Origin of the sequence: Brevibacillus sp. SKDU10 (assembly GCF_001645205.1) — a bacterium.
GTDB lineage: Bacteria > Bacillota > Bacilli > Brevibacillales > Brevibacillaceae > Brevibacillus_B > Brevibacillus_B halotolerans.
Genome location: NZ_LSSO01000110.1, coordinates 1 through 870, shown reverse-complemented (window position 1 = coordinate 870; position 870 = coordinate 1). Strand labels below are relative to the sequence as shown.

At 51.1% G+C, this 870-nt stretch carries 1 pseudogene; it reads left to right on the top strand.

The window, feature by feature from the left end:
* A pseudogene (locus tag AYJ08_RS23885) lies at positions 1-870 on the top strand (hypothetical protein); the annotation flags it as partial.

Here is an 870-nt window from a genome sequence, read left to right as displayed (position 1 = left end):
CGACAGGAGCAACAGGGACAACAGGAGCCATCGGTGTCTTTGGAGATGGCTCAGCAGGTCCGCTTCTTGTACCTTTTGGGCAAATTTTAGATGTAAGTACGCCAGCAGGTGTGGCGTTGCTCCCAGCAGGCTTAAATTTACAGTTTTCAAGCATTATCATTGCCGGTACGTTAATTGTTCCAAGCGGTGTCGTATTACAATCAGCTTCAAATATCGTAGTAACGGGAACTATTTTGGTATTGCCTGGAGCCATGGATTCAGGCAATGGTGCTCCAAATGCAGGCGTATCGCTTGCGGATGCTGGACCATTTAATGGAGGAATTGGACTTAGCATTTTGCAAGCTGCTCAGATCAAGCTACCGCAAGCGGATGCTGGAGGAGCAGGAAACAGTGTATTGCAAGGAACTGGAGGCGAGGGAGGAGGCGCATTAGTCTTACTCGCTCAAGGAAACATCCAGATCTCAAGTGGAGCTTCTATTATTGCTAATGGCAACAACGGCACAAATCCACAAACAGTTGGGCAAGGAATTGTAGGTACGGGTGGAGGTGCAGGTGGAATTATTGTTTCCGCAGCACAAGGCACAATTAATGTAGCGGGTACAATTAGCGCGAACGGAGGCAATGGAGCCAATGGCTGGAATGATAATGGTGGAGATGGTGAAGGAGGCGGAGGTGGCGGAGGTGGTGGTATTATTCACCTAATTTCCTCGAGCTTGCCTACTATTACCGGAAGCCTATTGGTCAATGGAGGGGTAGGAGGCAGTAATGCTGCTGGTATAACCGGTACTATCCTTGTTGGTTGCGGGGGTGGAGCCTGCGGTGGCCGGGGGGGGCACGGTGGCGGCGGTCTCCGTCTTGGTCCACCTTCCG